22 protein-coding genes and 1 other RNA gene are annotated in these 25,117 nt (G+C 65.7%); 14 read left to right on the forward strand and 9 right to left on the reverse strand.

The window, feature by feature from the left end; all coding sequences use genetic code 11:
• Positions 1-79 precede the first annotated feature (79 nt).
• The 6 genes from VAE54_RS04605 to VAE54_RS04630 all read left to right on the forward strand — a co-directional run bounded on the left by VAE54_RS04605 (position 80) and on the right by VAE54_RS04630 (position 3,604).
• Positions 80-289: a type II toxin-antitoxin system HicB family antitoxin gene (locus VAE54_RS04605; protein ID WP_322800761.1), complete on the forward strand. Its 210-nt coding sequence runs from the start codon at positions 80-82 to the stop codon at positions 287-289.
• A gap of 178 nt (positions 290-467) precedes the next feature.
• The gene (gene trmB, locus VAE54_RS04610; protein WP_322800762.1) at positions 468-1,523 is read left to right on the forward strand and encodes a tRNA (guanosine(46)-N7)-methyltransferase TrmB; all 1,056 of its coding nucleotides are present in this window, start codon (positions 468-470) and stop codon (positions 1,521-1,523) included.
• A 191-nt stretch (positions 1,524-1,714) separates the two neighbouring features.
• Positions 1,715-1,948, forward strand: coding sequence for an exodeoxyribonuclease VII small subunit (gene xseB, locus VAE54_RS04615; RefSeq protein ID WP_322800763.1), 234 nt, complete (start codon positions 1,715-1,717; stop codon positions 1,946-1,948).
• A 4-nt stretch (positions 1,949-1,952) separates the two neighbouring features.
• On the forward strand, positions 1,953-2,405 hold the full coding sequence (locus tag VAE54_RS04620) for a divergent PAP2 family protein (protein WP_322800764.1): 453 nt from the start codon (positions 1,953-1,955) through the stop codon (positions 2,403-2,405).
• A 12-nt stretch (positions 2,406-2,417) separates the two neighbouring features.
• Positions 2,418-2,966 carry a cob(I)yrinic acid a,c-diamide adenosyltransferase gene (locus VAE54_RS04625; protein ID WP_322800765.1) on the forward strand — a complete coding sequence of 183 codons (549 nt, stop codon included), beginning with the start codon at positions 2,418-2,420 and terminating at the stop codon, positions 2,964-2,966.
• Entirely contained in the window at positions 2,954-3,604 is a 651-nt protein-coding gene (locus VAE54_RS04630; protein WP_322800766.1) for a nitroreductase family protein, read from the forward strand. Before VAE54_RS04625 ends, VAE54_RS04630 begins: the two co-directional genes overlap by 13 nt.
• A gap of 263 nt (positions 3,605-3,867) precedes the next feature.
• Here VAE54_RS04630 and VAE54_RS04635 read toward each other — a convergent pair whose 3' ends face one another.
• From VAE54_RS04635 to VAE54_RS04675, 9 genes are all read right to left on the reverse strand, one after another.
• The gene (locus VAE54_RS04635) at positions 3,868-5,505 is read right to left on the reverse strand and encodes a long-chain fatty acid--CoA ligase (RefSeq protein WP_322800767.1); all 1,638 of its coding nucleotides are present in this window, start codon (positions 5,503-5,505) and stop codon (positions 3,868-3,870) included.
• Positions 5,506-5,791: 286 nt separating this feature from the next.
• The gene (gene gap, locus VAE54_RS04640; RefSeq protein WP_322800768.1) at positions 5,792-6,817 is read right to left on the reverse strand and encodes a type I glyceraldehyde-3-phosphate dehydrogenase; all 1,026 of its coding nucleotides are present in this window, start codon (positions 6,815-6,817) and stop codon (positions 5,792-5,794) included.
• 494 nt (positions 6,818-7,311) lie between these two features.
• Positions 7,312-7,689, reverse strand: coding sequence for a DUF5615 family PIN-like protein (locus VAE54_RS04645; protein WP_322800769.1), 378 nt, complete (start codon positions 7,687-7,689; stop codon positions 7,312-7,314).
• The gene (locus VAE54_RS04650; protein ID WP_322800770.1) at positions 7,689-7,919 is read right to left on the reverse strand and encodes a DUF433 domain-containing protein; all 231 of its coding nucleotides are present in this window, start codon (positions 7,917-7,919) and stop codon (positions 7,689-7,691) included. Before VAE54_RS04650 ends, VAE54_RS04645 begins: the two co-directional genes overlap by 1 nt.
• Before the next feature lie 194 nt (positions 7,920-8,113).
• An RNA gene (gene rnpB / locus VAE54_RS04655) (RNase P RNA component class A) lies at positions 8,114-8,520 on the reverse strand.
• Positions 8,521-8,561: 41 nt separating this feature from the next.
• Positions 8,562-11,219 carry a UPF0182 family protein gene (locus VAE54_RS04660; RefSeq protein ID WP_322800771.1) on the reverse strand — a complete coding sequence of 886 codons (2,658 nt, stop codon included), beginning with the start codon at positions 11,217-11,219 and terminating at the stop codon, positions 8,562-8,564.
• A 29-nt stretch (positions 11,220-11,248) separates the two neighbouring features.
• Positions 11,249-11,812 carry a DUF4126 domain-containing protein gene (locus VAE54_RS04665; protein WP_322800772.1) on the reverse strand — a complete coding sequence of 188 codons (564 nt, stop codon included), beginning with the start codon at positions 11,810-11,812 and terminating at the stop codon, positions 11,249-11,251.
• A gap of 14 nt (positions 11,813-11,826) precedes the next feature.
• Positions 11,827-12,411, reverse strand: a complete 585-nt coding sequence (locus VAE54_RS04670) for a glycerol-3-phosphate acyltransferase (protein ID WP_322800773.1) — start codon at positions 12,409-12,411, stop codon at positions 11,827-11,829.
• 63 nt (positions 12,412-12,474) lie between these two features.
• Positions 12,475-12,672, reverse strand: coding sequence for a MoaD/ThiS family protein (locus tag VAE54_RS04675; RefSeq protein ID WP_322800774.1), 198 nt, complete (start codon positions 12,670-12,672; stop codon positions 12,475-12,477).
• Positions 12,673-13,040: 368 nt separating this feature from the next.
• Between VAE54_RS04675 and hisS the strand changes: the two genes are divergently transcribed.
• From hisS to VAE54_RS04715, 8 genes are all read left to right on the forward strand, one after another.
• A complete protein-coding gene (gene hisS / locus VAE54_RS04680) occupies positions 13,041-14,378 on the forward strand; it encodes a histidine--tRNA ligase (RefSeq protein WP_322800775.1) in 1,338 nt (445 codons plus the stop codon).
• Entirely contained in the window at positions 14,368-15,687 is a 1,320-nt protein-coding gene (locus VAE54_RS04685; RefSeq protein ID WP_322800776.1) for a nucleotide sugar dehydrogenase, read from the forward strand. The genes hisS and VAE54_RS04685 overlap by 11 nt, the downstream gene beginning before the upstream one ends.
• Before the next feature lie 87 nt (positions 15,688-15,774).
• Positions 15,775-16,350 carry a VTT domain-containing protein gene (locus VAE54_RS04690; RefSeq protein WP_322800777.1) on the forward strand — a complete coding sequence of 192 codons (576 nt, stop codon included), beginning with the start codon at positions 15,775-15,777 and terminating at the stop codon, positions 16,348-16,350.
• A gap of 17 nt (positions 16,351-16,367) precedes the next feature.
• Entirely contained in the window at positions 16,368-19,070 is a 2,703-nt protein-coding gene (locus VAE54_RS04695; protein WP_322800778.1) for a hypothetical protein, read from the forward strand.
• A 120-nt stretch (positions 19,071-19,190) separates the two neighbouring features.
• A complete protein-coding gene (locus VAE54_RS04700) occupies positions 19,191-20,384 on the forward strand; it encodes a hypothetical protein (protein WP_322800779.1) in 1,194 nt (397 codons plus the stop codon).
• The gene (locus VAE54_RS04705; protein ID WP_322800780.1) at positions 20,381-21,793 is read left to right on the forward strand and encodes a hypothetical protein; all 1,413 of its coding nucleotides are present in this window, start codon (positions 20,381-20,383) and stop codon (positions 21,791-21,793) included. The genes VAE54_RS04700 and VAE54_RS04705 overlap by 4 nt, the downstream gene beginning before the upstream one ends.
• On the forward strand, positions 21,744-22,907 hold the full coding sequence (locus VAE54_RS04710; RefSeq protein ID WP_322800781.1) for a S24 family peptidase: 1,164 nt from the start codon (positions 21,744-21,746) through the stop codon (positions 22,905-22,907). The genes VAE54_RS04705 and VAE54_RS04710 overlap by 50 nt, the downstream gene beginning before the upstream one ends.
• Positions 22,908-23,238: 331 nt before the next feature.
• Positions 23,239-25,071, forward strand: a complete 1,833-nt coding sequence (locus tag VAE54_RS04715) for a glucosyl-3-phosphoglycerate synthase (protein WP_322800782.1) — start codon at positions 23,239-23,241, stop codon at positions 25,069-25,071.
• The last annotated feature ends 46 nt before the right edge of the window (positions 25,072-25,117 follow it).

A 25,117-nucleotide genomic window follows, 5' to 3' on the forward strand; every position in this document is an offset into this window, starting at 1 on the left:
ACAGAACTGAGAGAGGGGAGTATAATTCTCCAAGGAATAAACTTGGGGGGATTTTCAGAGAGACATTCGGGAGGCGATCATGCGATTCAAGGTGATGCTGGAGCCCAGCGAGGAAGGCGGTTATACCGCTTATGTTCCCTCGTTGCCCGGTTGCATCAGTGAAGGGGAGACCATCGAGGAGGCGCTGAAGAACATTCAGGAGGCGATCGAGCTGTATCTGGAGCCGGTGGAGGATGAGCTCATCCCGCTGCTGACGGAGACGACACTGGTGCGGGAGCTGGAGTTGTGAGCAAGGTGCCCAGCCTGTCCTATGAGCAGATCATCCGCTCCATCCTCCAGCTCAATGTTTCCTCCCCTCCTCCCGCTGCGCCCGTTATCTTATAATTTAATTCCCCTGGAGCCAGTATCCACTCCGCCCCGCTTCGGGCGGCTTGCTCTCATCCTTTCGGCCCGGGGAGCGCGCAACGATGGTGGATCCTCGTGAGGCCACAGGGGCCGTCGCTCTTCCAGGCCCTCCCGCACGGTTCCAGCTGGGAGATCCCCGCTGGCTTCTGGAATTGCGATATCTTCCGTGGCCCACAGACTGGGCCGCCTGTTTCGGCCGGAGCGGGCCGCTCCACGTGGAGCTCGGGTTCGGCGATGGCGCTTTCCTGATCGCGCTGGCCCGTCGGATGCCGGAGGCCAACTGTGTGGGGGTGGAGCGGGCCCTGGAGCCAACCCGATGGGCGCTCAGGCGGCTGCGCCGGGAAGGAGTGGAGAACGTCCGCCTGGTGCTGGGGGATGCCTTCGCCGCCCTCGCCCTCCTTTTCCCGCCGGAATCCATCGCCGGGGTTTATATCAATTTCCCGGATCCATGGCCGAAGGCCCGGCATCACCACCGACGGCTGCTGACGCCGGCCTTCCTGCAGCTGGCCGCCCATCGCCTGCAGCCGGAGGGGACGCTCCTGATCGCAACCGACGACGCGGATTACGCGATCTGGATCGCGGAGGCCCTGAAGGGAACGCCCGGGCTCGAGAGCGCCTTCGAGACGCCATGGGTTCATGCGCTGCCGCATCGGGAGCCGACCCGCTATGAGCGAAAGGCGCTTGCCGCCGGCCGGACGTGTTTTTATTTTATCTGGCGGCGGAGCGGACCGGCCCCAGCGCCTCCGCTCCCCCGCATGATGCGTCCGGAGGACGCCATGCCCCATCGGATCTGGAAAGGCACACCGGAGCTCGCCCGCATCGTGGAGACGCTGCGCGGGCGGCTCTGGCAGGACGGGGAAACGATCTGGCGGGTGAAAGGGCTCTATCGCCCGGTGGACGGAGACGGGCTGTTGATCGAACTGCTGATCGCGGAGGGCTCATGGGTGGAGACGGTGGCCCTGCGCTTTCAGCCCCACGGGTCAGGCGCCTGGATCCTGCAGCCGGCGGAGATCGGGGGGCTGCGGCCCACGATGGCCCTGAAGATGGGCGTGCAGGCGGTCGCCCGCGCCATCGAAGAGGCCACGCCCGGGCTCCAGATCCTTTCCTCCACCATCTGAGAACCGCCGCGGGGATAGGCCAGCGGCCTTCGGGAGAGGCACGCCGTCCCCAGCGTTCCCCGGGAGCTCTGGGGGCCCAGTGGGGCTCCTTCGGGCGGCTGACCCGGCCAGGAGGAGACCCGTGCGTAGCCGGAAGCTCGATCGGTCGGACTTCATGGACATGAACCCATCTCCTTTCACGGGGGATCCCGATGAACAAACCGATCCACGAGCTCACCTTCGAAGAGGCGCTGTCCGAGCTGGAACAGATCGTGCGCGCCCTGGAGAGCGGCGGGCTTCCTCTGGAGGAGGCGATGGCCCTCTACGAGCGGGGGCGAGCCCTTGCGGATCGCTGCCAGCAATTATTGCAGGAAGCACAGCTGCGGGTTCAGCTGCTCGAGCGCGATGAATCCGGTTCCATCCGCCTGACCCCGTTTGAGGGGTGAGGGAATGACCATCGGCGATATCTTCCAGAACCCGATCCTGATGCCGGCCTTTCTGGCCTGGATGGTGGCTCAGGCCTCCAAGGTTCCGGTGGAGTGGGCCCGACGGCGGCGGCTGGATCTGGGGCTGTGGGTCAGCGCTGGGGGCATGCCCAGCTCCCACGCCGCCCTGGTCTCGGCGATGGCGACCGCGGTGGGATTGCGGGAGGGCCTGACCTCGACGGCTTTCGCCATCAGCGCCATCGTCGCCCTGATCGTGATGTATGACGCCGCGGGAGTCCGTCGCGCGGCCAGCATCCAGGCCCGCCTCCTCAACCAGATCCTGGAGGAAGTGTTCGCAGGCCGCCCCCTCAGCGAACAGCGTCTGAAGGAGCTCATCGGCCACACGCCGATGGAGGTGTTCGTGGGCGCGTTACTGGGGGTTGGGATCGCATGGCTCTGGTGGCAGCTTGCGCCCTAACAGGGGGAGAACGTGAAGATCTACACCCGGACCGGTGATGATGGCACCACGCAGCTGATGGGCCCGACGCGGGTCCCCAAGGATCATCCCCGGGTGGCCGCCTATGGCACGGTGGATGAATTGAACGCCTGGCTGGGCTACCTGAGCGCAATGGGGATGCCGACCCCATGGGCGGAGCGGCTGCGGGAGATCCAGCGGGACCTCTTCGTCATCGGGAGTTATCTGGCGCTGGATCCGGCGGTTGCGGATCGAGCCCCTGCCCTGCCGCCTCCCCCGGAAGGGCGGATCTCCGAGATCGAAGCGTGGATCGATGAGTGCGAGGCCGTGACCGGGCCGACCCGCGTCTTCATCCTCCCCGGGGGGCACCCTTTGAGCGCCGGACTGCACGTCGCTCGCACCGTCTGCCGGCGGGCCGAGCGGGCGGTGGTCACACTTCACCGGCAGGAGCCGGTGCCCCCCTGGATCCTGGCGTATCTCAACCGCCTGTCGGATCTCCTGTTCATGCTGGCCCGATGGGCCAACGCCATCCACGGCGTTGAGGATCTTCCATGGAATCCGTAATGCGGGAAGGGCTCCCTTCCGCGGCCCAAATGTTGTTGGAACAGATCCGCTCCCGACGTTCCGTCCGGCGCTACCGTCGGGATCCCATCCCGCGGGCCTGGGCGATGGTCCTGCTGGAGGCCGCCCGCTGGGCGCCTTCCGCTCATAACCGTCAGCCATGGCGGTTTGTGATGGTGGAAGACGCCCATATGAAAGCCCAGCTGGCCCGGGCGATGGGCGAGCGCCTCACAGCGGATCTGCGTCAGGATGGGGTCCCCGAGGAACGGATCGCGGAGGATGTCGCCCGCTCTTATGAGCGGATCGTCTCCGCCCCGCTGGCGATCGTGGTCTGCCTCTCGATGCAGGAGATGGACCGCTACCCCGATGCGCGGCGCCAAACGGCGGAACGGACCATGGCGGTACAGAGCGTGGCCATGGCCGGGCAGAACATCCTGCTGATGGCCCACGCCCTGGGCCTGGGGGCCTGCTGGATCTGCGCCCCACTGTTCTGCCCGGAGATCGTGCAGGAGACGCTGGGGCTCCCCGCGGATTGGGAGCCCCAGGGGATGATCCTGATCGGCTTCCCGGCGGGGCCGCCACGAGAGAAACCCCGACGGCCGATCGAAGCGTTCACCCGATGGATCGAGGCTCCCGCGTAACACCCCGGAGGTTACGCCGGGGGCTTTTTCATTCGGGTTGCGGGCGGGCGCCGAAGCGCGCCCGCCCGCAACAACATAAGGAGATCGCTGCTTCTTGATCCGCTCCCAGGACCTGCGTGGGGAGCTGCGATTGTAACCTTAATACGACAACCGCAAATCGTTGAGCGGAGCCTCCCCGTTCCCCGTAGGGCAACGGCATGCCGTTGCCCTACGCCTCCAGGTGTGGTTGTGGCCCCACTGGAAGGCCAGGTGCGGCTGTAGGATTAAGCAGGCACCTCCGGCAACCGGTAGTCCTTGAACTGCTCCCGCAGCACCTTCTTATCGAACTTCCCCACGCTGGTCTTGGGGATCGCCTCCACGAACACGATATCATCCGGCAGCCACCACTTAGCGAACCGCGGCCGCAGGAACTCCATGAGCTCCTCTTTGGTGAGGTCCTCCTTGAATTCCGGACGGGGGACCACCACGGCCAGGGGGCGCTCCTGCCATTTCGGGTGGGGCACGGCGATGACGGCCGCCTCCAGGACCTTGGGGTGGGCCATCAGGGCGTTCTCCAGATCCACCGAGGAGATCCACTCCCCGCCGCTCTTGATCAGATCCTTCGTCCGATCCACGATCTGGATGTAGCCCTCGGGGTCGATGGTCACCACATCCCCGGTGCGGAACCATCCATCCTGGAAGGCCTCCGCGGTGCGTGGGTCATTGTAGTAAGCCCGGATCACCCACGGGCCGCGGACCTGGAGCTCGCCCATGGTCCGGCCGTCCCATGGCACCTCCCGGCCCTGCTCATCCACCGCCCGGATCTCCACCCCGACCACCGGCAGTCCCTGCTTGGCGCGGACGGCGAAGCGTTCCTCGTCAGGCCAGCTTTCCATGTAGCTTTTGAGATTGGCCACGGTGCCCAGCGGGGTCATCTCTGTCATGCCCCAGGCGTGGGCGATGCGGATGCCGAAGCGCTTCTCGAAGGCCTCGATCAAAGCCCGTGGCATCGCTGATCCGCCCACCGGCATCACCCGCAGGCTGGAGAGGTCATAGCGCTCCCGCTCCAGCAGCGCGTATAACCCGATCCAGACCGTCGGCACGCCGGCGGTCACCGTCACCCGCTCGTTCTGGATCAGCTCCGCGATATCCCGCGGCTGCAGATGGGGCCCAGGGAAGACCAGCTTGGCGCCCACCATCACCCCGGCGAAGGGCATCCCCCAGGCGTTGGCGTGGAACATGGGCACCACGGGCATCAGCACATCCCGCTCACAGATCCCAAAGGTGTCCGCCAGACAGAGGGCCATGGAGTGCAGGAAGATGGCCCGGTGGCTGTAGACCACGCCCTTGGGGTTCCCCGTGGTCCCCGAGGTATAGCACATGCCGGCAGCCGCGTTCTCGTCCAGGCGCGGCCAGGGATAAGGCGCCTCCGGGGATTCAGCGATCAACGCCTCATAGTCCAGGGCCGGGCTCAGGGTCGTCTGGATCGGGCCGGTGTCGCTCATGATCACGAAGGCCTTCACCGTAGGGATCCGATCGCGGATGCGCTCCAGGAGCGGAACGAGGGAGGCATCGACGAAAATCACGCGGTCTTCGGCGTGGTTGATGATGTAGATCAACTGATCGGGGGCGAGGCGGATATTGAGGGTGTGAAGGACGGCGCCCATACAGGGGGCGGCGAAGTAGATCTCCAGGTGGCGGTAGGTGTTCCAGGCGAACGTGGCCACGCGATCTCCCCGCCCGATCCCCAGCCGGTTCAGGGCGTGGGCCAGGCGGTGGACCCGCTGGTGGAAGTCGGCGTAGGTGTAGCGGTGCATGCCGGCAGCGGTGCGCGTGGCGATCTCCTTGCGGGGGAAGAGGCGGGCGGCGCGATCCAGGAAATGATGCAGGGTGAGCGGCCAGTCCATCATCAGACCTTCCATGGCTCCCTCCTCTTAAAGAGGATGCACCAGCAAGCTCACCAACGTTGCGCCATCTCCCGAAGGGGCGGCGGGATCTTCTGTTATGGGATTCAACCGCCAGAGGGGTCTGGGCCCCTGGTCGGGATGGCTTTCTATATCGGATTATAAAACATCGAGGGCAACCGGAACGGGCGTGGGGGATCCGGGATCTGAAGAGAGCGTCGCGCTTCGAGAGCTGCCCCTCGTGATTCCGTGCCGGGAAAAAGAGCGGGGATGGGAGGGCTCTCCCATCCCCGCCAGCGGGATCTCAGGAGAGGGACTCCGCCATCTTCGCGGCGAGATCGGCCACCCGCACAGAGTAGCCCCACTCATTGTCATACCAGGCCACCACCTTCACGAAATTGCCGTCGATGACCATGGTGGAGAGCCCATCCACGATCGCCGAGTGCGGATCGCCCTTGAAGTCGATGGAAACCAGGGGCTCCTCGGTGTAATCCAGGATCCCTCGGAGGGCGCCCTCGGCGGCCGCGCGGAAGGCCGCGTTCACCTCCTCCCGGGTCACCGGCCGGCTCACCTCCGCCGTGAGATCGATCACGGAGACGGTGGAGATGGGGACGCGCAGGGCGTATCCGTCGAGCTTCCCCTTGAGCTCGGGGATCACCAGGCCGATGGCCCGGGCCGCGCCGGTGGTGGTGGGGATGATGTTGAGGGCCGCCGCCCGCGCCCGCCGCAGGTCCTTATGGGGCAGATCCAGGATGCGCTGGTCGTTGGTGTAAGCGTGGACGGTGACCATCAATCCTCGCTTTACCCCGAAGGCATCGTGGAGGACCTTCACCACCGGCGCCAGGCAGTTGGTGGTGCAGGAGGCATTGGAGACGATGTGGTGCTGTGCCGGATCATAGCGGTGATCATTCACCCCCATCACCACCGTGAGGTCCACGCTGTCCGAAGGGGAGGCAGGGGCCGTGATGATCACTTTCTGGGCACCGCCGGAGGTGCGGTGCACGGCGGCCTTGCGGCCGTCGGTGAACAGGCCCGTGGACTCGATGACGATCTGCACCCCCAGGTCCTTCCAGGGGAGGTTGGCGGGATCCTTTTCAGCGAAGACGCGGATCTCGTCCTCCCCGACGATGAGATAGGAATCCCGGGCGGCGACGGGCTCTGGATAGCGCCCGTAGTTGGAGTCATACTTCAGCAGGTGCGCCAGGGTGGGGGCGTCGGTGATATCGTTTACAGCGACCACCTCGAGACGGTCGCGATATTTCTCGCGGATGGCGCGGAAGACCTGGCGCCCGATCCGACCGAACCCGTTGATGCCCACTTTCACAGCCATCGGACTTCCCTCCTGAGCGATTTGAGGGGTTGCGCTTTTCTGAGAAGTATACCCCAGTTTGATCCGGCGTTCCCGCTTTCCTCACACCCGGTTATGGGCTCTTTCGATGTCCCGCCCTTCCGCTCCCATCCAGAAGGCGCGATGGCCCCTCCCTCATATCGCCCAAGAGAAGACCGGCAGAAACCCGGAAGCCCCGGTCCTCGAAGGCCAGCCACCGCCACCCTTTGGGCTTCAGCGGCGAAGACGCCATCTCCTGCCACTCTAAAGCATCTCTTGTCGCCCATATAGGGATATTTTCACAAATTGTGCTCGAGGGGGCTCATGGGGAGAAGCGCGCTGGGAGCAAACATCCCGTGAGGGCTTGGGGACGGCGGGCCCATCGCTGGAGAGGCGAGAGGACCGGAAATCCATGTAAAGAGCCCTATAAGGGCCGCGCCAGAGGGCCTGTAAGCCGGGTTCTGTCCCCCGCGAGGATCCGCTCACTGAAGACCAGCTTACCAGCGATCGGAAGCCGGACGTCTGATGCGAATGCGATGGGGCTCCACGATGATCAGGAGTCCGCGCAGATCCTCGCCTTCCATACGCATCAAGGCCTGAAGTAGACGTCGGTTAAGCTCAGGGACGGAGAGTTCATTGGGCATGCGCAGAACAAGAATGCCTGCATGGGTCCCAAGGGGAAACCGAAGGATGTTTGCAAATCCTTTATCTGCGGTGATTAGGACAGCACCCCGAGCCCGGGCATAGGCGATGACCTCTTCATCGGTGCATCCCCTTAATCCTGCATCGCGCACATCTTCCACCTCGTGTCCAGCTTCCCGCAGGACAACGGATGTGGAGCGCGGCATATCCTCATCGACAAGGAAGCGCCCCATCAGGAGCTGATCCGCACTTCTTCGGCGGACAGGATATCGGCAGCATACTGGAGGGCAGCGCGCACATCTTCCTCAGTGATTTCGTATTCGCGCGCGACCTCTTCGACCGACATCCCTCCAGCCAGCTTGCCCACGATCAGATCGACCGGAACGCGCGTGCCTTTGATGACCGGCTTTCCGAACCGCACCCTGGGATCTACGGTGATGCGCGGGGCGATCTCCACCGCCATCTTCCGGCCTCCTTTGGGCCTGAAATGAAAGTCTTTGCCCCTCCTCATCGCCCAAAGGGCAACGAGGAGGGGGAAGAAAAGCTTGAGGCCAACCGCATCACACCGTATCCTCCGGAGCTGCATGGATCGCCCCCGGCGATCTGAGCGTCCCCCCACTCCCCGGAGGGAAAATCCCTTCCGAAAGCAATCCGGGCCGCGCCAGAGGGCCTGTAAGCCGGGTTCTGTCCCCCGCGAGGATCCGCGGGGTGGCGGTCATCTCTCTGGGACGGCGGTTGCCCGCCGCCTCAAGCGGCCTACCCGCGGGCATTGGGCGCGGGGCAGCCCCGGCGCCCCCAAGGGCGCCGCGCCCGCTGCTTGGCCTTGCTCCAGGTGGGGGTTGCCATGCGCCGGAACGTTGCCGCCCGGCCGGTGGGCTCTTACCCCACCTTTTCACCCTTGCCTCCATGGCCCCGGGGAAAACCCCCGGGCGGATCGGCGGTCTGTTTTCTGTGGCCCTGTCCACGGGTCGCCCCGTCCGGGTGTTACCCGGCACCCTGCCCCGCTGGAGCCCGGACTTTCCTCAGGCCGGGTTTCCCCGACCCGCGACCGCCCGGCCTTCTGGCGCGGCCCATCTCTATTTTACCAGGATTCCCGGCTGTCGCCCTATGGCCCGCTGGCGGCCTGCTGAAGGGCCTCCAGGATCCTCCCCAGGGCCTCGATCTCCGCCCCGTAGGCCGCCCAGTCGCCCCGGCGGATCGCCTCCTGAGCGCGCTGGTAGTGGGCATAAGCCTGCCGGATAAGGGCCGTGATATCCGCACCAGGAGAAGGGCCCGGGCCTGAGGGACTGGCCATCGTCGCCCCGCCGATGGCCTGGGCCAGGGCCTGCTCCAGGGTGGGGGCCATCGCCACCCGTTGCTCGGTGGCCACGATCACCTGCTTCAGCTCGGGAATTTGACCCTGCTCCGCCAGCAGATATAGCGGCTCCACATACAAAAAGGCCTCCCCAATGGGGATCACCAGGAGGTTCCCCCGGATCACCCGACTGCCCCGCTGGCTCCACAGGGTGAGCTGTGCCGAGATCGTAGGCTCCTGATCGATCCGCGCTTCGATCTGCTGCGGGCCGAAGATGAGGCGCTCCTTGGTCAGACGGTAAAGAATCACCGCTCCATACCGCTCAGGATCCGAACGGGCCGCCATCCACGCGATCATGTTCTGCCGCCCGGATGGGGTGAAAGGAAGGATGAGGACGAACTCCACCGGCCCGCCCTGATCCAGCCGCGTGAGCACATAGTAAGGCTCCATGGGTTGAGGCTCAGCGCCGAAGATCTCCGTCGGGATCGCCCACACGTCTTCCTTGTTGTAGAAAGTGCGGGGATCCTGCACGTGATAGGTCCGGAAGATCTCCGCCTGGATCCGGAACAGGCCTTCCGGGTATCGCAGATGCGCTTTCAATGCTTCGGGCATCTCCGAGAAGTCCCGCCAGAGAGCCGGGAAGATCCGCCGCCAGGCCCGGATCAGCGGCTCATCCTCCACCACATAGAAGGTCACCGTCCCGTCGTAGGCGTCCACCACCGCCTTCACGCTGTTCCGGATGTAGTTCAGACTCTCATGGGGCTGGCTGTAAGGATAGCGGTCCGTCCACGTGTAAGCATCCGCTACCCACACGATCCTTCCATCCAGGATCACCGCGTAGGGGTCCGGATCGAAGCGCAGGAAGGGCGCCAGTTTCTGCAGACGGGTCCGGATATCCCGCCAGAACAGGATGCGGCTCTCTGGAGTGAGGGCCCCGCTCAGCACCAGGTTGGCATCCCCGAAGTAGAGGGCGAAGAGGGCCCGCCGTGCCAATCCGCCCAGGCGCACCCCGGTGCGGCCCTGATAGGTCGTGATGACGTTCTCCTCCCCCCGCGGGTAGTCGAACTCCGGCACCGCCGTGTTCACCAAAGCGAAGTCGACGGTCCGTTCCCCAAAGTAGATCTGGGGGCGAGTCAGGGGGATGGCTCCCACTGGCGGGATGTCCTTCAGCAGGAACTCCGGGAGGCCTTCGGGGGTGAAGGCCCGCACCGGCACGACCACCGCTCCATAGCCGTGGGTGAAGACCAGGTGCCGGTTCACCCAGGTGCGGGCCGGGGGAGGTAGCGCCCCCAGATCCAGTTCCCGCACGCTCAGCATGACTTGGCGGTAAGCGCCGTCGATGCGATAGCGATCCACATCCACGTCGGTGAATACATAATACGGCCGGATGCTCTGCAGCTGCTGAAGGGTCTGCAACAGCGGGCGGTAATCCCACAGGCGGATCCCCTCCAGGATCTCTGCGTTGGCCTGGATCTCCGCGGGGGTGGGAGCCTCGCGGGGAGAGAAGACCCGCTCCTCGAAGCGATCCAGGCCGTAGGCGCGCCGGGTGAAGGCGATGCTGTGGGCGATATAGGGGCTCTCCCGGGCCAGCTCGTTGGGGCGCACCACCAGGCTCTGGATCAGGCCCGGATACGCCTCAAGGCCCAGGAGGGCCAGGGCGAGCCATCCCCCCAACCCCGCGGCCAGGAGAAGGGGCCGGCGCCACCTGAGGTTCAGCAGCATCCCGAGGGCGAGGAGAACCATCAAAACGCTCAGCAGGTTGAGGACCGGCAGGCGGGCGTGGATGTCCGCGTAGCCCGCCCCGAAGGCGATGGCGCGCTCCGCGTAAAGCAGCCGGTAGGCATCGAAGCGGTAGCCCACAGCCATCAGCAGGAAGAACATGGCCGCCAGGACCGAAAGATGGGCCCACCGCCAGCGCCGGGAGACCGGGAGAAACAGGGGGAAGAGGGCGGAAAGGGGAACCAGGCCCCACTGAGCGGTTTCCTGGAGAAAAGTCCAGAAAGGCCACCGGAACACATACCAGCCGACATCCAGGCCGAAGATGGGATCGCGAACGCCGAAAGGCTCTGCGTTCAGGGCCAGCAGAGCGCTTTCCCACTGCCCCTGAAAGGCAAGGCCGAAGAGAAAGCCGGCCCCCAGGGCCAGCCCCAGCCAGAGGCGGGGGGAGCGACCGGCCGCGCGGGCAGTTAGGAAGGCGTTGAACCCCAGAACGAGGGCCGCCCCAGCCCATCCGACGAGGAACAGCACCGCTCGAGTCTGCCATTGGGTCCAGAGGACGGACTCATAGCCCAGATCCCGGAACCACTCCCACGCCACCCACAGGCTCAGCAGGCGCCCGGGGAGGAACACCAGGAGAACCCCCAGACCGAAGAGCCCGAGGCCCCACCTGATCCATCGCTCATACGGAAGCCGCCCCCAGTCGATCTCCAGCCGTCCGCCTTCAAAACGGTCCCTCCTCCGCCAGCTCATCGAAACCTCCTGGGGAATGTTGGATGCCCTCAGCGGAGCGCGCTCCGCCGGGCGCGCCGAAGCCCGATCACGGCAACCAGGATGAACCCGAAAAGGATCAGCCACGCCGCCAGGATAGCGATCAGGCTGAGGGCCAGCGCGGCCAGGTCCTCCCCGAGGCTGAGGAGCGGGGTGGTGAGCGGGGCCAGGGGCGGGGCGGCCGCCTGCACCACCCGGCGCAGCATGGCTTTTCCTCCATGAACGCTTCCCGCGATCAGCAGGCCACAGGCCAGCGCCAGGATGGGATGGAGCTCGCGGATCGCCCCCGTCTGCGCGCCGAACAGGATGGCCCCTGCCGCCGGACGGACAAAGGTTTGCAGAACATCGTTGGCGGCGTCCACCGTCGGGATCTTATCCGCCAGGAACTCGACGAGGGCCAGGACGGCCAGCAGGCCGAGGATCGCCGGATGGGTCAATGCATCGTAAGGGGGCGCGAGTTGAATCCAGTCGGTGAAACGGGCCAGCAGCGCCACGACCAGCAACGGGATATAGGCATTGAGGCCAGCGGCAGCCGCCAGCCCGAAGGCCGACAGGAGGGCATAGGCCGCTTCCATAGATGGTCCCCCGTTCAGCGGCGCAGGTGGAGGATCCGTCGAACGCCCCCGGAGCGCCGCGCCTGATCGATCATCTTCTTGACGCCAACGGTGGGCAACAGAGCGACCGGGTAAAGGACATAGCGGAGATCGCGCCCCAGGAGCAGCGGCAATAGCGGCAGCCAGATCATCCCCACAAAAAGGCTTTCATCCCAGCGATGGGTCAGACGATAGGCCAACAGGAACACCGCGATGGCAAGCAGGGTCTCCCAGGGCATCAGGGCGAGCAGCACCCCGAGGGTGGTGGCCATCCCCTGGCCGCCGCGGAAACGGAGGAAAGGGGAAGTGTCATGGCCCAGCACAGCCGCCATGCCGGCCAGGAACGCATAGGGCTCCGCGAAACCCAACGCCTGGGCCCAGCGCACCGCGGCGTAACCCTTAAGCATATCCAGGACCGCCACGATCACCCCCCAGCGCCAGCCCAGATGCAGCCACACGTTGCGCGCCCCGGGGTTCCCATCCCCCACCGTCCGGATATCCAGACCGGCCACCTGCCGGGCCACCAGATAGGCGGTCGGAATCGATCCCAGCCAATAAGCGGTGAATAAGACCGCGAGCATGATGCCCTCCCGAGGAGCGCGAACGGGATGGAGCGGGGCCCTTCCAGGCGGATGAGGGCTCGCTCAGACCCCGCCCCCGGAGATCACCGCGATCAGCTTGATTTCATCGCCATCCTGCAGGACGGTGTTTTCATGGAGCAGTTTCCCCTCCCGCACGGCCAGCGTGATCTCCGGGTTCAGGCCTACCTGTTTCATGGCCTCCCGGACCGTCAGGCCGGCCGGCACCTCAAAGACCTGGTTGCGATAGATCAGGCGAACCATTCAACCTCCTTTCTAAAGGCGTCGGATGAATTCGACCTCCATGGGCCTCCGGCCATCGGCCGGCCTGCGCCGGCCGAAAGGTTTTGGCGTCGGCGAAGGCCGACGCCGGGCGCGCAGCGCCCATGGAGGCCGATTTCCATCGGCGTGAGGGGCCAACGCCCGGCGCGCGGCGCCCAGCGGGGCTGATTTCCATCGGCGCACGGAGGGCGCTTCGTTCGATCCCGATGTTCATTATAGCCCGGAGACCCTCCATATTCCTTCAGCACTGGAATTTCATCACAGACACGCAGCGGGATCATCGCTCGATGGCGACCTGAGTTATGATAGGGAAGATGACCGGTTCGGGAATCCCGGTGGAGAGGTGGACGATGGAGCCACGTTTGCCCCGCGGGATGCGGGATATCCTTCCCGAGCAGATGATGTTGCGCCGGTATGTGATCCGCACCTTTGAGGAGATTTTCGAAGCCTATGGCTTCGAACCGCTCCAGACGCCGGCGCTGGAGCTGCGGGAGACCCTGATGGGCAAATACGGGCCGGACGCCGAGAAGCTGATCTATGACGCCCGCCACCGGGAGGGAAAGGAGGAGCTCAGCCTGCGCTATGATCTCTCCGTCCCCCTCGCCCGGGTGGTGGCCATGTATCCGAATCTCCCCCGTCCCTTCAAGCGGTATCAGATCGCCCCGGTCTGGCGGGCGGAGCGGCCGCAGAAGGGGCGTTACCGCGAGTTCTATCAGTGCGACGCCGATATCGTGGGCACATCCTCGATGGCCGCCGACGCGGAGATCATCGCTCTGATCGACGAGGCCCTCACCCGTTTGGGGTTCCGGAATTTCGTGATCCTGCTCAATGACCGGAAGCTGCTCGCCGGCCTCGGCCGCTACTCCGGGGTCCCGGAACCGTTGCTGGGAAGCCTGTATCGGGCTATCGATAAGTTCGATCGCCTCGGCCTGGAGGGCGTCCGGGAGGAGATGTGCCGCTATGGGATCCCGGAGGAGGTTATCGATCGGATGCTGGAGCTGCTGCGCATCGAGGGGGAGAACGCCGACCTGCTGGAGGAGCTGGCCCGTCGGATGCAGGCGGCGGAGATCCCGGAGGGCCTGGAGGGCATCCAGGAGCTCCAGACGCTGTTGCAGTTCCTGAACGAGATGGGCGTGGCCCCGGAGCGCTACCGGATCTCCTTCACCATGGTGCGGGGCCTGGAATATTACACCGGCCCCATCTTCGAGACCGTGGTCACCGAGCCGAAGATCGGCTCCATCACCGGCGGCGGCCGTTACGATGGCCTGGTCGGCCTGTTCGCCAAACAGAGCGTCCCCATGACCGGGACCAGCTTCGGGATCGAGCGGATTATCGATGTGATCCAGGAGCTGGGGATGGCCCCGCCGGATTTGCCCCGCACGCCGATCCAGGTGCTGGTGACCGTGTTCGATGAGCCCCGCATGGGCGCTTCCATCGCCCTCGCCCGGATCTTCCGGCAGGCAGGGCTTCACACGATGTTCTATTTCGAACCCCGCCGTCTGGAGGCCCAGCTGCGCTACGCCCACCAGAAAGGCATCCCCTTCGTCGCCATCCTCGGGCCGGACGAGGAGGCCCAGGGCGTGGTCACCGTTCGAGACATGCGGAGCGGGGAGCAGCGAACCCTGCCCCCCAAGGAGGCAGCGCGATGGATCCGAGGGGCCCTGGAAGGAGGTGGCCATGGCGGATGATCGGATCGGGGTGATCGGGTTGGGGTATGTGGGGCTGCCGCTGGCGGTGGCCTTCGCCGAGGTCGGCTGCGAGGTGGTAGGGGTGGATGTGGACGCGGAGAAGGTGGCCCTCTTGATGGCCGGGCACAGCCCGATCCGGGATGTCCCTTCGGAGGCGCTCTGCGCGGTTCGGAAGGCGGGACGGTTCCAGGCGTCCATAGATTACGGCGCGCTCCGATCCGTGGAGGCGATGTTCATCTGCGTGCCCACGCCCTATGACGCGATGCGGGCGCCGGATCTTTCCTACGTAAGGGCAGCGGCGGAAGGGATCGTGCCCTATCTGCGGCGGGGACAGCTGGTGATCCTCCAGAGCACGACGTATCCAGGGACCACGGAGGAGGTGGTGCGGCCCATCCTGGAGCGAAGCGGGCTGCGGGCAGGGGAGGATTTCGATCTGGCCTTCTCTCCGGAGCGCATCGATCCGGGGAACCGGGAGTGGACGGTGCGGAACACGCCAAAGGTGGTGGGGGGCGTAACGCCCCGGAGCACCGCGCGGGCGGCGGCGCTGCTCAGGCGGCTGGGGGCGCCGGTTCACCCGGTGTCATCACCGCGGGTGGCCGAGATGAGCAAGCTGCTGGAAAACATCTTCCGGAGCGTGAACATCGCCCTGGTCAACGAGCTGGCGCTGCTGTGTGAGCGGATGGGGATCGACATCTGGGAGGTGATCGAGGCGGCGAAGACGAAGCCCTTCGGCTTTATGGCCTTCTACCCGGGGCCGGGGGTGGGGGGGCACTGTATCCCTGTGGATCCCTATTATCTGTCGTGGAAGGCGCGGGAGTATGACTTCTACACGAAGTTCATTGAGCTGGCAGCGGAAGTGAACCAGGCGATGCCCTTCCACGTGGTGCGTAAGGTGGAGGAGGCGCTGGACCGGTACGGGGGGCGAGGGTTGCGGGGGGCGCGGGTGCTGGTGCTGGGGGTGGCTTTCAAGCGGGAGGTGGACGATGCGCGCAACAGCCCGGCGGAGCGGATCATGGAGCTGTTGCTGGCGCGGGGGGCGGAAGTCGCCTATCACGATCCATATGTGCCCCGGTTCCGGGTAGGAGGGAATGTGTTCTGGCGGGAGGAGCGGGAGATGACGTCTGTGCCCCTCGAGGAAGGGCAACTCCGATGGGCCGATGTGGTGGTTATCGTGACCGGCCATCGGGTTGTGGATTACGAGCGGGTGCTGCGGACGGCGCGGCTGGTGGTGGATACCTGTAACGCCACGGTGGGGATCCCCCACCGCTCCGCCCGGATCGTCCGCCTGGGCGCCCCGATGCCCGAATGAAACGCCGGCCGGCATTCCCCCGGCTCGCCGTCGTCCTCTCCAGCTCCTAACGACCGATCGATCGTTACCATGGAGGAGCAAAGATCCGTGGAGGCACCTCGCACAACCACAACGGTTTCCAGGGGCCGTTTATGGGCCGCGCGCATCGCCGTGGTGATCATCCTGATCGGCGCGGTCTGGTTCACCCTGCGCTACCGGGATCGTTTTCAGGAGTGGGCGCGCTTCGGCTACCCGGCGATCTTTCTGATCAGCGCGTTGACCAACGCCACGCTGATCCTTCCGTTGCCCGGCCTGGCGGTGACCACCCTGGCCGGCGGGATGTTCAACCCGTGGATCGTGGGCGTGGTGGCCGGGCTGGGCCAGGCCGTGGGAGAGCTCAGCGGCTACCTCGCCGGCTACAGCGGCCAGACCCTCGCGGAGGAGCTGCCTCATTATGAGCAGATCGCCCGCTGGATGCGCCGCTATGGCCCCGCGATGATCTTCATCCTCGCCCTCGTGCCGAACCCCCTTTTCGACGTCGCCGGAATCGTGGCCGGCTCCACCCGGATGCCGTTGCTTTTCTTTTTCCTCCCCTGCGCAGCCGGGAAGATCCTCAAGAACCTGATCGCCGCCTGGGCAGGCTTCTACGGGATCGAGCTGCTGCAGCGGTGGTTCGGCGAATGATCCATCGAGGATCCCGGATGAACCGGAGGGTCTCCGGTCAGATGGTCTGGGGGCTGCCCGCTGTCTTCGTCTTGCTGGCCCTGGTCCCCCTGATCTTCACCCCCGGGATCCTGATGCGGGGGGACGTGGCCCTGTATTTCTACCCTTACTGGGAAGCGGCCGCCCGGGCAACCCGCGAGGGTCGCCTCCCCCTGTGGAACCCGGATCTCTTCGCTGGCGTTCCGTTCCTGGCCAATCCGCAGGTCGGCTTCTTCTATCCCCTCAATCGAGCCCTCTCATGGCTTCCAGTTCCCCTCGCCTGGAAGATCTCTATCCTTTTCCACGCCCTCTGGGCCGCCTGGGGCATGTTCGGGCTGGCCCGGAGGTTGAGCCACCGGACCGCCGGGGCCGTTGCGGCTGCAGTGGCCTACGCCCTGGGGGGATACTTCCTGGCCCAGGCGGAGCACATCAATCAGTTCCAGGCCCTGGCCTGGCTGCCGTGGATGGCATGGGCGTGGGCGGCGGGCTGGCCGGCCGGCGTGGGGCTGGCGGGAGCGATGCAGATCCTCTGCGGCCACGCCCAGACGGTCATGCTCTCCTGGGCGGCCCTCCTGATCTTCTTCGCGCCCTCCCGGGGAGAGCGCTCCGCTCTGTCAGGATGGATCCGGGCGTGGAGAACCGGGGTGCTGGGCGGAGCGCTCGCGGTGGGCCTGAGCGCGATCCAGTGGCTCCCCAGCCTCCAGCTCGCCCAGGCCTCCATCCGGGCAGGCGGCCTTCCCATGAATGAGGCCCTCTCGTTCTCCCTCTCGCCCGCGCTCCTCGGCCGCTCGTTGCTCCCCGGACGGGAGGCCCCTGCCTTCACGGAGTTCACCGCCTATGTGGGCACCCTGGGGCTGCTGGCCCTGATCGCAGGGATCGGCCGGCCGGGCTGGGGACGCTGGGGGATGGTGGCCGGGGTGGGGTTGCTCTTCGCCCTGGGCGCTTACAACCCGCTTTACGTGCTCCTCACCGGGCTCCTCCCTCCCCTGCGCGCCTTTCGGGTCCCGGCCCGGTGGCTGGCTCTCTGGGCCTTCGGGGCCGCCCTGGGGATCGGCGCTGGCTTCGATCGGGGGTTCGCGGAGCTCCCTCGCCGACGGCTCGCCCTCTGGGCTCTGGGGGTCCTTGCGCTGATGGGCCTCGCCCTCGCGGCCGCGCCCATCCGCCCGCCCGGAATGACTGGCCCCCTGGGGCCAGTGGATCCTTCCCGGATGGCGCTCGGATTGGGCCTTCTTCCGGCCGGGCTCCTCCTGGCGAAGCGGCTTCCCCGGGGATTCTGGCTCGGGCTCTGGGCCGCCGAGCTCATCGGGGCGGCGTGGGGACTTCCCCTGAACCGCCTGACCGCCCCCGAGGCATGGCGCGATCCCCGCCTCCCGGCGGTGGTGTTACGGGATCTCCTGACCCAGGAAGGGCCATGGGCCGGGCGGATCCTGAGCGTGGTGGATCTGCGTTTTGATCCAGGGGATCTCAGGGAATGGCGGAGCATCTTCCAGGGCCGGCTCTCGTCCGAGGGCTTTGAGGAGTTCCTGATCGCCACAAAATACAAAGAAGCCCTGGTCGCCAACCTCCCGATGGCCTATGGCCTGCCGACGGTGGATGGCTACGATGGCGGGGTGCTCCCGTTACGGCGCTACATCGGGCTGGTCCGCCGTTTCGTCCCCTCAGACCGCCTGTTGATGGACGGGCGGCTATGGGAGACGTTGCCCGCCCTTCCAGATCCCCGCTGGCTGCAGATCCTGGGGATCCGCTGGATCGTCATGGATCGCCTGCGCGATGAGTGGATCGAGGGCGTGTTTTACGATCGCGGCGTCGTGGCGGATGCCTGCTCGCCGGAGCCCATCGAGGCGGGACCCTTCCCTCCATTGGAGGCCACCGAGCTGCGCATACGGATCTCCTCGCCGTTCCCGCCTCGAACCCCCCTGGGGACCGCGGAGCTCCAGACGATCGAAGGGGATATCCTATCGCTTCCGGTGGAAATGGGGGAAGCCGGACGACCCGCTGTCGTCCGCTGGGCGGCGCCTCGCCGGATCCGCCATCTGATCCTGCATCCGGATCCCGGAAGCTGCGCGCAGGGCGGATGGCAGGTGGAAGGCGGCGCCCTGGTGGATGGGCGGACTGGCGCGTTTCAGGCGCTGGTCCTGAGCCCGGGCGGATCCTTCGCGCTGCGCTATGCCGGGGATGTTAAGATCTACGAGTTCCGGAAAAGCCCGCCTCGCCTTTACGGCGTGTGCGCCGCCGCGTTCGCCCAGAGCGAAGCGGAGGCCATGGCTCGCATGACCGATCCTGCCTTCGATCCATCCCGGATGGTGGTGATCGAAGGGGAAGCGGGTCGAGAGGATGGGGCACCCCGCCTATGCAGGGTAGAGGTGCGATGGATCCGCTTCACGCCGGAGATCCGCGAAGCGGAGGTCCGTTTGGAGGAAGCGGGATGGCTGGTGCTGCTGGAATCCCGAGATGGGGGATGGCGGGCATGGGTCGATGGGCAGCCGGCTCCCATCCACCCGGCCAACGGGTTGTTCCAGGCGATCCAGGTCCCGGCGGGCGTTCATCGGATCCGCTGGGAATACCAACCGGGATCATGGCCGCTGGGGGTCGCAGTGACCGCCATCAGCCTGCTGACCGGGGTGGGAACCTGGGGATGGCATCGGGCGGGGGGCAGAAAGCCGCCCGAGAGGGAGGCCCGGGAGCCCACGGCGATCCCCTGAACGGGAAGCGATCCGGCACACACCCGCCCCGTCGGAGCCGATCGTTCGCTGCGCTACAATAGAAGATGATAACAAAAGTGTGGCTCGAGAGCGGGTTCCCGGGAGCAGGGGGTTGGGCCGATGCGATCTATGAGAAGATGGCGGACCGGGTCATGGCTCGTGCTGATCGCCGCCTTCGCGCTGGGCCTGCTGGGATGGAAATGGCTTCTGAAGGCGTCCGTTCCGATCATCGGGTTCTGGCTGGCGCTGATGGCGCTGTATGGTTTCCTCCTGTTTCAGCTTTTCTATCCCCTCCTGGCCCCCGCCACCGAAGGCGAACAGGATGATCTGCGCCGAGCGTTCACGTATTTTCTCTTCGGGAGATTACAAGCCCTGGGCGCTGTGGATGCCGGCCAGCCGCGGAATCCTTCCGAACCCCGAGCTGGGCCCGGGCTCTGGCTCCTGGATGCCCGGAGCGCCCTGGCGATCGAATGCGAGGGGCGGCTGACCCGGATCGCGGGGCCTGGCCTGGTCTGGATCAGCGAAAGGGAACAGGTAACCGCCTTCGTGGACCTTCGCCCTCAGGTGTTTCCTCGAGCCGACGCCTCCCCTCTTCAGATCCGCACGCAGGATGGGATCCTCCTCGATCTGGAGCTTCGCACCGCTGTCTCCTTCCTGGCTCAGAGAATCCCCCATGAATTATCCCGACGCTCCCCATATTTCGATCCTCCAGATTCGATCCGGTGGGTCATCACCCAGGCATGGCAAGCCGCTCGTGTCGATGAGGATCGTGTCCTCCAGTGGTTTGAGCTTCCCCATGAAATGGCGCGCCGAGAGCTGGCGATTCGGATGGGGAACTGGCTCTTTGATCAGCTCTTCCTCTTTGATCAGCAGGGTTATGGGGGAAAGCCGCCTGCCACGCCATTGGCCCGACTGGCGGAGAGGATACGGGCGACCCTTCATCGGGATCTGATCCGAATGGGCATTCGACTGAATCGTCTGCGGGTCACTCTGAAAAAGGTGCCGGAGGAGGCGCTCCGTCAGCGGGTGGAGGTCTGGCGCAGCCAGTGGGCCGCCCGCCTGGCCCGGTGGATCGGCCTGGCGGAATCAGAGATGCTAATGGAATACGCCCGCGCTCGCCATGCCTCCCAGATGGAGATGCTGCAGGCGATCAACGAGGTGCTCGCCGCGTATCCGGAGGTCCCGCCTGACGTGATCCTCCTGCACTTCCTGGAGACCCTGGACGCCACCGTTCGACAGAGCGGCTTGGCGCTTCCGGAGGAATTAAGGCAGCTGTGGGATTATCTGCGTGGCAAGGAATCGGGTGCCCCATGAAAGGCTACGCGCGATCCGAGGCCCAGAGGATGATTGGCTCGCCGATACGAGCCGTGCTGCTCCTGACGATCAGCACCTTCTGCTGCCTTCTGCCGTCGGCGTTCTTTGTGGCATGGCGCGCCTCCCCGTCGATTCGCGAGCTCATTCCGGGGTTATTCCTGGGGCTGCTCGTGGAAGCAGCGCTGTTCACCTTCTTCACGATCCAGGCTGCCGCTTTCATGGAGCGTCTGTATCGGATCGCCCGGGGCCAGGCCGTCGAATGGATTCTCCGTTCGCTGTTCCTTTCGGAATCGGAACTCCCAATCGGCGAGGTGCGAAACGGGGATCTGACGCCCGCCACCCGGGGTTCGGTCCTGATTCGCGTGGGCGGACCGGGGACACTGATGGTGCATGAGAGCAACCTGGTTCTGCTGGAACGGGGCGGCGGCTTTGCCCGCCTCCTCGGTCCCGGCCGACGGCTCCTCCGCCGCTTCGAACGCCCTGCCCTGGTCCTGGATCTCCGACCTCAATCCCGCCGGCGGCAGGTGAACGCCTGGACCCGCGATGGCCTGCCGGTTCGGAGCACGCTGTATTTGAGCTGCCGGTTGCGCTGGCAACCGAACGAGCCGGGGAATGAGGCCCGCTTGATCCGCATGGCCTATCAGCTCGATATGGGATCCCGGGAGAAAGGCTACGGTATCGATTGGGCGGGGGAGCTGGCCGACGAGGCCCGCGCCCTGCTGGCCCGCCGTCTGGGAAAGCTCTGGTTCGATGAACTGTGGTCCCCTTACCTGGCGGCCCTGCATGCTTCCCCTTCCCCTGGGCCGCGTGTCCTTGGGGAGCCCTCCCCGGATATGCAAACCCCCGAGCTCTGGGGGATCCCCGAACGCCCGCCCGAAGATGCCCCGATCCCGGCACGCTGGGAAGAAATCCGCCAGGAGATCCGAGCGGAACTCGAACAATGGATCCGCGACCATAACTGGGAAGTCGAGATCCTGCATTTCGCCTTCGACCCGCCCGTCCCCTGGCCCGAGGTGGAACCGATGATCCGGGAGGCCTGGATGGAGCACTGGCGGGTGCCATGGAGGGGATGGGCAGTGCATCTGCAGTCCCGCGCGATGCGAGAACAGGTGCGCCAGCGGGAGCTGGCCCGCGCCATGGGGCAGCGCGAGCTCCTCGAGGCGATTGTCACAGTGGTCCAGCAGGAGCGGCCCCTGGAGGACCCCCAGCGGGGGCTGCAACGGCTGCTGCTGCGCCTGGTGGAGCTGATGCGGCACTGGTCGCATCCCGATTCCGAATTGCTGACGCCCACGGATTTGCTCGAGCTGGTCCATCATCTCCGGCGTATGATGCAGCGCCCCTCTCCCGAAGGAGGAAGCGATGTCCGGGGATCTCCTCCCCCTTTCCCGACTGATCCGGGCCTTGAATGAGAACGCTCATCCGGGTCTGCAACGCTTAAGTGATCTACTGAGCGAGACCTCACCGGATCGAGGGGAGCTCCGCCGCCTATGTCAGCTGTTGATCTCCATCCCTGCGGAGGACGCCGTCCGGCCGGGGGAGGCTTTCCGATGCCGCCTGGGAGCTCAGATGGTCCAGATGGCACTGGATCGGGAGGAGCCGTGGTTTTCTCCGCGTGCGGCCCAGCGGCAGCTCAGCGCATACTGCCGCGCCCTTCGCCTTCACGGCCTGGCGCTCCCCGAGGCCCTAACGGCCTTGCTCGGGGCCCGATGGCTTCGGCCTCACGATCCGGCATGGGCCCTGGAAATGGCCCGGCGCGCAGAGGGCATCCTGGAGGATCTGAGCCGCGCGGCCACGCTCCAGGGGAGGCCCCATGCGGAACTGCACGATGCGATCCGGCAGGCCCGACAGCTCATCCAGGAGATCCTGGAGGATTCCCCTCGCGTCCCCCCTGAAGAGACGGCAGGGGCTCCGGGGATGCGGTGGTCTGCATCCGAGCTCCCTCCATCCATCTCCCCGGAAGAAAGGATCCCGGCCCTCGCGGGGCCGCTCCGCCCGGCGAAGCTTTTCTTGGCCTCGTTCACCCTGCTGCCCGACACCCATCCCCGGGCTGGCGATCTGCAGTTCCTGGACTCGCAGACAACCGCACGTCAGTCGGACGAAGCCGATGTGCTGATCGAAACGCTGGAGGTGGACGGTCGAATTCATCAACTCTATGTGGAAAAGGACATGGAGCCCATCGTCCGCGCTCGTCCGGATCAGATCTTGGTGCTCCGCGTGGAAGGCGATAGCATGCGGGAGGCCGGGATCGAATCGGGAGACCTGATCATGGCACGACGCGTTTCGGGCATGGAAGCACGGGATCCCTCGTTCTGGGTTTCGCTGGTCGGGCGGCTGGTGCTGGCGGTGCTCGTGGAGCGGTATCAGAGCGAGACGCACCAGGCCTTTTTGATCAAGCGCTTAACCCGTCGGAACGATCAGTGGTTGTTATGCCCGGAAAACCCTGCTTTCGAAGAGATCCCCCTGGAGCCCGGCCTCCACGAGCTGCATCCGGTCCTCGCGATCCTGAAGCCGGTCACCTCGTGACAGGGACGCCGTGCTTCGAAAGCCTGAAGGAGAAACATGGCTCCCACGGCCCGAGGGGCCGTGAGAAAGAGGATCTCCCCCCTTTTTCTAAACCCGTGGAATTTGCTGCACATATATGCTAAGATAACCATGCCGCCTTCCCTCCACTGGAGAGGAGATCCCCCGCGCATCGTCCGGAATCGCAACAGGACGTACGCCGTTGGGCTCCAGTTCCATGATGATCCCTTCCGCAAAAGCCCCAGCTGGAGCCCAACCGCGTGACTCCTGGAGTCGAGAAAGATCGAAGCGCCGGTCAGATGGTCTTTGGATCTGCTCAGAATGAGGGAATGAGATGCCCTTCGATTCGATTCTGATCCCGGTGGAAGAGGTGGAGGCCGCCGCGACGTTGCTTCCGCTGGCCCGGGCGTTGCTTCCTCAGGGCAATGGAGAGATCACGCTGCTGGGCCTGGTCTCCCTTCCCCCGGGTATTTCCCTCAGCCACGGCGCAGCGGCGGCGCGAGGGCTCCGCCAGCGCCTGATGGCCCTCGCGACGGCCCATCCGGAACTCCCCCTTCGCGTCCGCCCGCGCATCCGCGTCTCCCACACCCCATGGGAGGAGGTGTTGCACTTCCTGCAATCGAACCGCGTTTCCCTCATGCTCCTTCCATGGGATGGAAATCCAGAGGGATGGATGCTGGGCGTCCCTCTCTCCCGGGTGCTTCAGGAAGCGCCATGCGACCTTCTGCTGGCCCGGGGCTCGATCGACGCCCCCTGGCGGCGGATCCTGCTGCCGGTGCGGGGCGGCCCCTACACCCAGCTGGCGCTGGAAGTGGCCCTCACCCTGGCCGAAGCGTGGGATGGCCAGGTCACCCTGCTCCACGCGGCCTCGGAGGCCCGACGGATCGCCGCGGCGTTCCGCCCGCTCGCCCGGCAATTCCCCCGCATCACCCGCCAGATGGTGGCCCACAGTGAGGTCGCCCAGGCCGTCTTAGAGGCGCTTCCGCACCACGATGGGATCGTGATGGGCGCCTCCACCCGGCCAGGGGGCAACGGACCCCAGCCCCTGGGCCCTCTGGCCCGGGTCCTGGCGGAGGCGGCATCGAAGCCGCTGATCCTGGTGAAATCCGCTCGAGCCTTCCTCCCCGGGCAACCCCGTCCCCGGGGGGCGCCGGCCCAGCTTCCCATCTCCGTTCTGGTCGACAAGTGGTTCGCAGAGAACACCTTCGATGCGGAGGAGTTCAGCGACCTCCATGAGCTGGTGGCCCTGAAACGGACCCAGGGGGTGACCATCAGCTTAGGACTGCCCACCCTCAACGAGGAAGCGACCATCGGTTCGATCCTCGCCATCGCCCGGGAGACCATGATGGAGCGCTACCCCCTCCTGGATGAAATCGTGGTGATCGATAGCGCCTCGACCGATCGGACCCGGGAGATCGCCCGGGCGATGGGATTCCCGGTCTACATCCATCCCGAAGTCCTCCCCGAGGTAGGGTCCTACCGCGGGAAGGGGGAGGCTTTGTGGAAAAGCTTGTATCTCTTAAAGGGGGACATCATCGTCTGGACGGACACCGACATCACCCATTACCATCCCCGCTTCATCTATGGATTGATCGGCCCGCTCCTGCGCTCGCCCCGCATCGGCCTGGTGAAGGGCTTCTATCGGCGGCCCATCCGGATCGGTGAGAAGCTGCAGGCCGGAGGCGGAGGGCGGGTGACGGAACTGGTGGCGCGGCCCCTGATCAACCTGTTCTTCCCCGAGCTTTCCGGCCTGATCCAGCCTCTCTCCGGAGAATACGCCGGCCGGCGGGAAGTGCTGGAGCAGGTGCCGTTTTTCACCGGCTATGGCGTGGAGATCGGCCTGCTCATCGACATCCTGGAGCGCTTCGGCCTCTGGTCCATCGCCCAGGTGGATCTCCAGGAGCGGATCCATCGCAATCAGGACCTGGAGGCCCTGTCCAAGATGTCCTTCGCCATCATCCAGGTGGTGATCCGCCGCCTGGAAGATCGGCACAAGATCCAGCTGCTGGAGGAGGTCAACCGCTCCATGAAGCTGATCCGCCACGAGCCGGGCCGATACTATCTGGAGGTGGAGGAAATCGGGGACGTCGAGCGACCGCCGATGATCACCATCCCGGCCTATCGAGAGAAATTCCGAAAGGCGGAGCGGGCGATCGTGTCCCCTTGAGCCCTGCCCGATCGGCGCATTCTCCCCGCGGCTTCACCGCCGGGCG

This window comes from Thermoflexus sp. (assembly GCF_034432235.1).
Lineage (GTDB): Bacteria > Chloroflexota > Anaerolineae > Thermoflexales > Thermoflexaceae > Thermoflexus.

Bases quoted from the DNA above. Each gene is read 5' to 3' on its own strand.
- VAE54_RS04620 (WP_322800764.1), top strand. From the start codon at position 1,953: ATGACCATCGGCGATATCTTCCAGAACCCGATCCTGATGCCGGCCTTT.
- VAE54_RS04665 (WP_322800772.1), bottom strand. From the start codon at position 11,812: ATGGAAGCGGCCTATGCCCTCCTGTCGGCCTTCGGGCTGGCGGCTGCC.
- VAE54_RS04710 (WP_322800781.1), top strand. From the start codon at position 21,744: ATGTCCGGGGATCTCCTCCCCCTTTCCCGACTGATCCGGGCCTTGAAT.
- VAE54_RS04715 (WP_322800782.1), top strand. From the start codon at position 23,239: ATGCCCTTCGATTCGATTCTGATCCCGGTGGAAGAGGTGGAGGCCGCC.
- VAE54_RS04645 (WP_322800769.1), bottom strand. From the start codon at position 7,689: ATGGGGCGCTTCCTTGTCGATGAGGATATGCCGCGCTCCACATCCGTT.
- gap (WP_322800768.1), bottom strand. From the start codon at position 6,817: ATGGCTGTGAAAGTGGGCATCAACGGGTTCGGTCGGATCGGGCGCCAG.
- VAE54_RS04630 (WP_322800766.1), top strand. From the start codon at position 2,954: ATGGAATCCGTAATGCGGGAAGGGCTCCCTTCCGCGGCCCAAATGTTG.
- VAE54_RS04635 (WP_322800767.1), bottom strand. From the start codon at position 5,505: ATGGAAGGTCTGATGATGGACTGGCCGCTCACCCTGCATCATTTCCTG.
- VAE54_RS04660 (WP_322800771.1), bottom strand. From the start codon at position 11,219: ATGAGCTGGCGGAGGAGGGACCGTTTTGAAGGCGGACGGCTGGAGATC.
- VAE54_RS04700 (WP_322800779.1), top strand. From the start codon at position 19,191: ATGCGATCTATGAGAAGATGGCGGACCGGGTCATGGCTCGTGCTGATC.
- VAE54_RS04695 (WP_322800778.1), top strand. From the start codon at position 16,368: ATGAACCGGAGGGTCTCCGGTCAGATGGTCTGGGGGCTGCCCGCTGTC.
- hisS (WP_322800775.1), top strand. From the start codon at position 13,041: ATGGAGCCACGTTTGCCCCGCGGGATGCGGGATATCCTTCCCGAGCAG.
- xseB (WP_322800763.1), top strand. From the start codon at position 1,715: ATGAACAAACCGATCCACGAGCTCACCTTCGAAGAGGCGCTGTCCGAG.
- VAE54_RS04605 (WP_322800761.1), top strand. From the start codon at position 80: ATGCGATTCAAGGTGATGCTGGAGCCCAGCGAGGAAGGCGGTTATACC.
- VAE54_RS04650 (WP_322800770.1), bottom strand. From the start codon at position 7,919: ATGGCGGTGGAGATCGCCCCGCGCATCACCGTAGATCCCAGGGTGCGG.
- VAE54_RS04705 (WP_322800780.1), top strand. From the start codon at position 20,381: ATGAAAGGCTACGCGCGATCCGAGGCCCAGAGGATGATTGGCTCGCCG.
- VAE54_RS04670 (WP_322800773.1), bottom strand. From the start codon at position 12,411: ATGCTCGCGGTCTTATTCACCGCTTATTGGCTGGGATCGATTCCGACC.
- VAE54_RS04685 (WP_322800776.1), top strand. From the start codon at position 14,368: ATGGCGGATGATCGGATCGGGGTGATCGGGTTGGGGTATGTGGGGCTG.
- trmB (WP_322800762.1), top strand. From the start codon at position 468: ATGGTGGATCCTCGTGAGGCCACAGGGGCCGTCGCTCTTCCAGGCCCT.
- VAE54_RS04675 (WP_322800774.1), bottom strand. From the start codon at position 12,672: ATGGTTCGCCTGATCTATCGCAACCAGGTCTTTGAGGTGCCGGCCGGC.